The organism is Shewanella sp. 10N.286.52.B9, from assembly GCF_002873635.1.
Classification (GTDB): domain Bacteria; phylum Pseudomonadota; class Gammaproteobacteria; order Enterobacterales; family Shewanellaceae; genus Shewanella.
In genome coordinates this window covers 1-7761 of sequence record NZ_MCTY01000084.1, presented here as the reverse complement: position 1 = coordinate 7761, position 7761 = coordinate 1, and the positions used below count along the sequence as shown (strand labels likewise).

Annotated in this window: 9 protein-coding genes; 2 read left to right on the top strand and 7 right to left on the bottom strand. The window is 40.1% G+C overall.

Annotated elements, in window-relative coordinates; genetic code table 11:
• Positions 1-282 precede the first annotated feature (282 nt).
• The 6 genes from BCU91_RS06025 to BCU91_RS06000 form a co-directional block, all read right to left on the bottom strand.
• The gene (locus BCU91_RS06025; protein WP_082419996.1) at positions 283-726 is read right to left on the bottom strand and encodes a YiiD C-terminal domain-containing protein; all 444 of its coding nucleotides are present in this window, start codon (positions 724-726) and stop codon (positions 283-285) included.
• 65 nt (positions 727-791) lie between these two features.
• Positions 792-1436, bottom strand: coding sequence for a DsbA family oxidoreductase (locus BCU91_RS06020; RefSeq protein ID WP_055024797.1), 645 nt, complete (start codon positions 1434-1436; stop codon positions 792-794).
• A gap of 120 nt (positions 1437-1556) precedes the next feature.
• Positions 1557-1868, bottom strand: a complete 312-nt coding sequence (locus BCU91_RS06015) for an EthD family reductase (RefSeq protein ID WP_055024798.1) — start codon at positions 1866-1868, stop codon at positions 1557-1559.
• 45 nt (positions 1869-1913) lie between these two features.
• On the bottom strand, positions 1914-2714 hold the full coding sequence (locus BCU91_RS06010) for an SDR family NAD(P)-dependent oxidoreductase (protein ID WP_055024799.1): 801 nt from the start codon (positions 2712-2714) through the stop codon (positions 1914-1916).
• Between the two features lie 141 nt (positions 2715-2855).
• Positions 2856-3677 (bottom strand): AraC family transcriptional regulator, encoded by an 822-nt coding sequence (locus BCU91_RS06005; RefSeq protein ID WP_198589623.1) that lies wholly within the window; start codon positions 3675-3677, stop codon positions 2856-2858.
• A gap of 165 nt (positions 3678-3842) precedes the next feature.
• The gene (locus BCU91_RS06000) at positions 3843-4436 is read right to left on the bottom strand and encodes a TetR/AcrR family transcriptional regulator (RefSeq protein WP_055024800.1); all 594 of its coding nucleotides are present in this window, start codon (positions 4434-4436) and stop codon (positions 3843-3845) included.
• 109 nt (positions 4437-4545) lie between these two features.
• On the opposite strand from BCU91_RS06000, the gene BCU91_RS05995 reads away from it, so the two are divergent.
• Positions 4546-5364: a peroxiredoxin family protein gene (locus tag BCU91_RS05995; protein ID WP_055024801.1), complete on the top strand. Its 819-nt coding sequence runs from the start codon at positions 4546-4548 to the stop codon at positions 5362-5364.
• Positions 5365-5382: 18 nt separating this feature from the next.
• The gene (locus BCU91_RS05990) at positions 5383-5940 is read left to right on the top strand and encodes a carboxymuconolactone decarboxylase family protein (RefSeq protein ID WP_055024802.1); all 558 of its coding nucleotides are present in this window, start codon (positions 5383-5385) and stop codon (positions 5938-5940) included.
• 198 nt (positions 5941-6138) lie between these two features.
• On the opposite strand, the gene BCU91_RS05985 is transcribed toward BCU91_RS05990, so the two are convergent.
• Positions 6139-7761: AAA family ATPase (locus BCU91_RS05985; protein ID WP_102531106.1), on the bottom strand; the 1623-nt coding region annotated here is incomplete at its 5' end.

The following is a 7761-nucleotide window of genomic DNA, read 5'->3' as shown; positions in this document are numbered from 1 at the left end:
CTGAAACACGTTTCTGGACAGAAATCATTTAGAGTACTCTGTCTACGTCGACTAATATTGATTAGAAAAAGTATCCGAAATTATCAAAGATCTATAATTAGTTTCACCCTCTTTATCTACAAAACGAGCGGTGAACGGTAGCCGAAGAGTACAGGGCAAGATCACGAAGCTTTACCTTGTGCTAAGTTTTTTATCTTATACTTCTTTTTGATAACAAACCAAGTCAACCATGTCTAAGCTCAATTTATTCAAGTACTTTGTAGCCTTCATTGCATTTTGACCTTATAACTCTTTATTAAAAACGACGTATACTCCCTCAAAAGTAGCAACCAACTCATCCGCACAAAATAGATTGCAGGCTATTTGAACACGACCTTTTCCCTTGCGTTGAAACGCACGATGAAACCGAGACCACGCCGTAAGGTTGTCATATTTACATACTGCTGTTACATCTTTGCTGGCGGGTTTCAAGTATCGAATGCTATTTTTTTGAATAACAATTTGATGTTTTTTACCCTCCAGCTGGGCATAAACTAAAGACCAACCTGCCAAAATACCAACAACAGACAAGCTGCCGCCAAACACCGTATTCATGTGGTTTGTATTCATTCTCAATGGTGCAGTAATCTCGATATTTTTGCTGCTACAAGTATTCACACCGATACCGAGAGACTTTGATACTGGTATATGATGATGAAGGTAGACTTCAAGCTCTCTATGTTTCATATAGACCGTTGCCTTTTTTAGACCGCCAAAATATTGCAAAAGTCCGTTTTAGAGGGATGCAGGAATTACATTTTAGCTAATTCAGTTAATACTTGCTTATACGTATCCACTGATTGGGCTCCAGAAATAGCGCTCTCGCGATTGAATACAACTGTTGGAACACCTGATATACCCGCTTGTTTCCATTTCTGTTCCAGCGACTGGACATGACTTCGCATATTATCGTCATCTAGGCATTGCATTGCTTCGTCAACATTAATACCAAGACTTTGCAACTCTTGCTCGAGGGTACTCTTGCTGGATATATCTTTTTGCTCGCTATAAAACGAAGCAAATAACCGGTTTTTAAGCTCGGTTTGCTTGCCTACACTTTTTGCATGCTCCAGAAGAATATGAGCATCAAGGGTATTTACAGCTTTTAGCCCGTCAAAGTAGTCGAATTTAAACCCAACGTCTTCTCCAAGCTCTGTCATCTCTTTTCTGAAACGAATGCTATCTTCTAATGTAGTACCGTACTTCCTTTTAAGGTGGGCACGTAGGTCTTCACCTTCAAGCGGCATATCTGGATTTAACTGAAAAGGTTGCCACTCAATCTCAATGCGATCTTCTATCCCAAGCTCTTTTATCGCGGTATTTAAACGCTTATAACCGATAATACACCAAGGACAAATCACATCTGACACTATATCCAATTTGATTTTCTTATTCATATTTAACTCTTTTTTATCAAGCGTTTAGCTTCAATTTTATTTCATTAAATAACACTAAGCTGAATCCAAATTGTTTATTATTCGGTATCCTGCTCATTTTCACCGTAGAGAGTTGCGGTTCTATATTTTTTGCTCACAAAGCTGAATTGTTGGAACGGTATTAGTGAAGTTCGGTACATCAGCTTTTATCTTCTCTGCATTTGGGCCAAATGCCGTTTGAAATGACTCTATAGATTCAAATGAAATTGTACTAATCGCCACATATGCCGCTGCTTCACCAGGAACAACACTTGTTAGCCCTGCATCTACTGTCGCCCCTTTTAGTGCGTCTCCCAGAAGCTCTCCTATCATAGGAACATGTTTGTTGCAGTAGTAATCAAAATCAAAAATCACATCATCGTTATTTGGGTATATTACGTATACTTTAATCATTGCTTTTTCCCTTTTTCTTTCACTAAAGTTTTAAACTGTTGGGGGTTACATTTTGTTCTTGGGCATTGCTTTTCCAATCATTGATTCACCCATTATTGCCTGCTTTTGGTGGGAGATGATCCCAGAAAGAATAGCGGTCATTCGATTACGTTTACCTGGAACCACAACTGCTTTTCTACCCAAACCATTGATAGCTATTTCTGCTACTTCCGCAGGATCTTTTGCAACCATAGGTAGTTTTGACCAGTCAACACCATTATCAGCAGTCATCGGTGTAGTTGTTAACCCAGGAGAAAGAACCGTTACATCAATACCTTTGGGTTTAAGTTCGCCATGAAGAGATGCACCTAGCTGAAGAACATAGGCTTTGGTACCTGCATAATTTGAAAAATATGGGGAAACCATATGACCAGAAAGACTTGATACCATTAAAATACCGCCTCTTTTTCTTTCGATCATCGCTGGTGTAAAGTGGTGAGTCAGTTGCAATACAGAGGTAACGTTAAGCTGTATCATCTTCAACTCTTGCTCTAGAGATGATTTAGCAAACGAACCATTAACTTCAATACCAGCGGCTAGTACAAGTAGCCCAATACTTTTGTCAATTTGCTTAACTTTTTCGACGCCTTCTGACGTACTTAAGTCAGCAGAAACTGTCATTGCTTTAATTCCGTAGCGTTCCGTAAGCAACGTAGCTTGCTCTTCAAGCTCTTTTTCTCGACGAGCGACCAAAACAACGTTCAATCCTTTTGCCGCAATCTGGCTTGCCATTTCTGCGCCAATGCCTGATGTTGCCCCTGTGATAAGTGCCCAATCACCATATTTTTCTTTAAAGCTGATACCCATAATTCGTTACCTTTCTCTGTGTTTAGTTGATGGGGTAACTATATGGAATTTGGAGGTACAGAGCTCTCCATAAAAGTTCAAAAATTGCTCACATTAGTTCAAACGAGCCAACCTGAATAGAAAGGTTAAAATGCGGTGGTGTCAAGTTAAACGAAATTGAGAAGGGGATAGGCCTGTTTGTCCTTTAAAGGCACGGTTAAACGTGGAAACCGACTCGAAACCCGTTTCAAAAACGATGTCGGAGATACGTAAGCTATTATCTTTCAGTAACACTTTAGCTTTGTTGATTTTTAATTTGCTAATGTATTTTATTGGGGGTTCTGAATACACCTCTTTAAACTTACGTTTAAAAGTAGAAACACTCATATGACACAGTGCTGCCAACTCATCCACACTCAGATCCGCATACAGATTACTTTGGATAATATCTTCAAATTTGGCAAAGTTAGGTTTAAACATAGAAGCAAGAAAATCGAGTTCAGAAGGTGCGCCGGTTCTTTTCGCCATAAGAATGACAAATTCACGTAGTTTGCTCTCGATAAGCAAATCATCCGCCAACTCTGGAGAATCCAGCAATATACTGATGCTATCACGATAGTGCTCTAGCAATTTGTCCACTTCAACCTGCAAAATATTATAATCGACCCTGTATTTTGACTGGCTAATATCAAAGTTAAACAGTGACTGAAATATTTCAGGATAGAGAAGGATACCAATCGCTTCACCTGCACCTTCATCATTATGATAGCTAGTGTTTTCATAAAAGTAGTTAGTGCATTTTGCCAGTATTCCGCAGTTTTTGTTCAATGAAGCAGATTCTGTCTGTTCCCTGACGTTAAAATCGCCATTTGTGACAAACGCAAAACACGCTTCACTGTCTACAAATACGCGCGGCATACGTTTGAAACTGGGTATATCTTGTTTTTGAAAAACAATACGTCCATTATATTTTATTGTTTTCATTTAAAGGCACCATTCAATAGTATTGCGATAAGGATAAAGCAGTCTACCTGCTCGATTAACTAATTGGCTCAACTAGAATCGTGTTGCTACGGTGCTGCATTCATAATCATTAGACATCTAAAACTCGACAACAAAACTAAAGCTCGAGAATAGCCTACGCATAATCTATTTTTCAAATGTACTCAATACAAGCATGAATACGTGTATAGATCGAGCGAGAGATTCATGTGGTCTTTGCCCTCTTGATTGAACTTTGAGTCCTTGACGAAACGTAAGGAAATAGTCGGTCAAATGCTCCGCATCTATACCATCAATAAGTCGTTCTGTTTTCTCATATTGAGTAAAAAATGCCAGTGTTGCAATACGACCTTGTTCAAACTTCTTAATAACATACTCATAGAGGGCTGGTTCGTTTGATTTTAATTCAACAATACTGTTTGTAATTAAGCAGCCGTAAGTGAGTAGATCATTCTCTGGATTTAAGAACTCACTATCAAATAAATATTGAAGATTCTCTGATATTAATTTATCTGAGTCGAGTTTCCTGAGTACCACAGACATGTGATGCTCAACATAGAAATCTACTATACATTTAAACACGGTTTCTTTGTTGCCAAACGCGTTGTAAATACTGGTTTTAGTTAATCCTGTAACGGTCGATAATTGATCCACCTTAGTCGACGCATAACCATGCTGCCAAAAATATTTGGCCATAACTCCAAGCACTTCTATCTCGTCAAACTGTCTTTTCTTTGCCATTTATCTATACAACTACATAAAATTCTTATTGACACCTATTGTACTAGTTAGTACATTAATTGCAAATGTACTAACTGGTACAATTAAACAAAACAATGAGGAACAAACGATGTTTTCAGCTATAGCACTATCACTACTTGGATTTGCCTCAACGGTGATTGGAAGTTTGCATTACTTTCTAAAAGTAAAAAAGAACAAGCCTCCCAAAAATCCTATCATCCTTATGCTAGCACTTGCGGCAGGTGTCCTTTTGGGGCTAGGTGCAATTATCAGTGGGATTATAAATATGCATTGGAGCTTTGTTTTCGTTGTCTTAATGTCCAGCTTTTCCATATTTCTTGGTGGTAAATTCATTTGGGTATTCAGTCAAAAAGATACTCCTCTAGGTGATATTAAAGTTGTAATTGGAGATAAGTTCCCACAATTCGAATCAACAACATATGACAACGAGATTTATTCGGCTGATGACATAAAAAATCAACGCGTTCTACTCAAGTTTTACCGAGGTGCTTGGTGTCCATACTGTAGTGCTGAATTAAAAATGTTTAACGATATGAAACCGACCCTAGATCGATATGGCGTTAAGGTCGTTGCGTTGTCGGGAGATACGGCAGAACAAGCAAAAATGCACATCGAACGAGATAGTTTAGATTTTCTTCTTTTGTCAGACCCAGAACTCAAAGTAGTTAAACAATACGGCGTTGAACACCACAAGGCTTTAGGGGCTGACTCGTCTAAAACAAAAACAGTATTAGGGCTGCCATTTCCTACTTCATTTGAATACAAATCAATGTCTATCCCAACATCGGTCTTAATTGATGAACATGGTGTCATCCAATGGATAGATCAGTCTGAAGACTATCGACTAAGAGCAAGCGAAGAACGATTAACTCAAGCCTTACGTAACGCTTTCACCATTAATAAATAATAAACCGAGAGAATTATTATGTTTAACTACCACAATATTGAAACAGCACCAGAAGCTTCAAAGCAAATGATGGAGCAATCTAAAAAATCACTTGGTTTAATTCCAAATTTACATAAAGTGCTAGCAGATGCTCCCGCAACTTATCAAGCTTATTTGAAGACTTATGAGTTATTCACGCAAAGTACACTATTCAGTCCACTCGAAGCTCAAGTGGTTCTGATGACCTCAAACTTTGAAAACAACTGTCACTATTGCGTTCCTGGTCATACGTGGATCATGAAATCAGCTAATATGCCAGAAAGCATTATTGAAGCACTACGGGAAGGAAATGAGTTACCTGATGTCAAACTACAAGCGTTGCATGTCTTTACTAAAGAGCTACTAGATAATCGTGGTCATATAGGTGATGAAAAGTTGCAGAACTTTCTAACGGTAGGATACACTGAGCGGCATGCACTTGAAGTGTTGACAGGCTTAGCTTGCAAACTCATTTCAAATTTCACCAATGCATTATCTCATACACCAGTTGATGCCCCATTAAAGGCTTTTGACTGGACTCACCCTTCAGAGAGGTAAGATCAATCTGAAGAGAGTATCTACTGATACTCTCTTTTAATGGCCGTGTATTTTCATAAGTATATGTGTTGTGGATTAGTAAATTTGGCCACATAGTCAGAACTCTAGGCATAAAGAAAAGTAAGTCAAATTACGAATCTTTAGTATAGCCTCATTCCTGCTCTAGCTTGTTATGGGGCATAAACGAGTTTGAAATTGCTAACTCAATAGTTCTTTTAGGTAACTATTCCGCTTATGAGAGTGACTAGGTGCCTCGGTGATCTGCTTCATGTCATCACTACTACCAACGATATGGATTTCACTTTCAGCTCTCGTGATTGCTGTATAGAGCCAAGCTCTATCTACTATTCTTCCGTTTTGCAGAGCGATGATGATGCGTGGAAACTGTGACCCTTGAGCTTTATGTAGGGTGATTGCGTAACCCAACTCCATGCAGTCGAGAACGGATTGTGTTATCTCAACCTTTTCACCTGTATCTAGCGTCACTTCACCGTAACTATCCCCAGAAGGTTTGGCGTTAGTTAGTGTGCCAAGCGAACCGTTCTGAACACCTTTGTCGTAATGGTTCTGCGTGAATAGCACCGCATCATTCATGCGAAGGGGCAAAAAGAACTTATCCCCATTGATTTCGAACTCAAGGCTAGTGCTATCTGGGTTAACGGCTTGTTGGGTGAGTTTATTGATTTCTGATACGAGTGCCTTGGTTGGAGCCATGACACGACTGCTTTCAGGACACTGTTGGTAAAGCTCACAACAGACTTTGGCAATGTCTGTTTTACTGGTTTCGTGAAAGTGTATTGCACCTGTACTTAATTGCTCAGGCGTCACACCTTGATTAATGAGCTTTGAGTATTCGGGGATACCCGTTGAACCTTCCTGTCTCTTAACGATATCTAGCATCGTATTCGCCACCGTTTTTGCTTCAACGATGTCTGCCAACACCTTGCCACAACCGATTGGTGGAAGTTGGTCGGGGTCGCCAGTGAATATCAATCGTACAGAGGGGTGAATGTGATTCACAAGACGATACATGGTTGGCAAGTCAATCATGCTTGCCTCATCAATCACCAGTAGGTGATTTGGTTTATCGACACTGGGTTCAATAGGGTCTTCACGCAGCAATTTGGCAATGGTTGAGGTAACAAAACCGATGGACTCATGAAGTCTCATTGCAGCGCGGCCACTGAGCGCCACGGCGTGTATTTCAAACCCAAGTTGATGGTAAGCCCTGAGAGCCGTTCGGAGTACCGTTGTCTTGCCTGTTCCTGCACCGCCCGTAATACAGCTTACCGAATTATCCAGACTCGTTGTTACGGCTTCGATTTGTTTGCGGGTTAATTCGTAGGGAAGCTCCGCAACCGCAGAGCAATACGCAGCATTGGCGTTTTCATCAAACAAGTCATTTCGCTTAATCAGTGTATTTAGCCGCTTGGCAACGACACTTTCCATCAGAAGTTGCGCCGTTGGATGGTAGGCTCCTGTGTCGGGATTTAAAATATACTGAGCTTTATCATGACCTGATTTGAACGCCTGAGTGACCAGTGTTTTGTCTCTTAATAGCTTGTTGAGGTAAGGGCGCACATTGGCATGAGTGGTATAGGTGTGACCTTTTTCAATCTCCTTGCGAATCGCCATTTCCAGAGCAGCGCTGAGCCTTCTTGGGTCATCCTTCGCAACATCGCTCTTAAAATCCGTTAACTTGATAATGTCTTCAATGGCACTGAACGAAAGACCAAAGCCCATTAAAGCATAAGGATTATCCTTGATAACATCGATGGAGGCTTCACCGTGATGCTTGAGTAGTCGTTGCTGCACACTGGC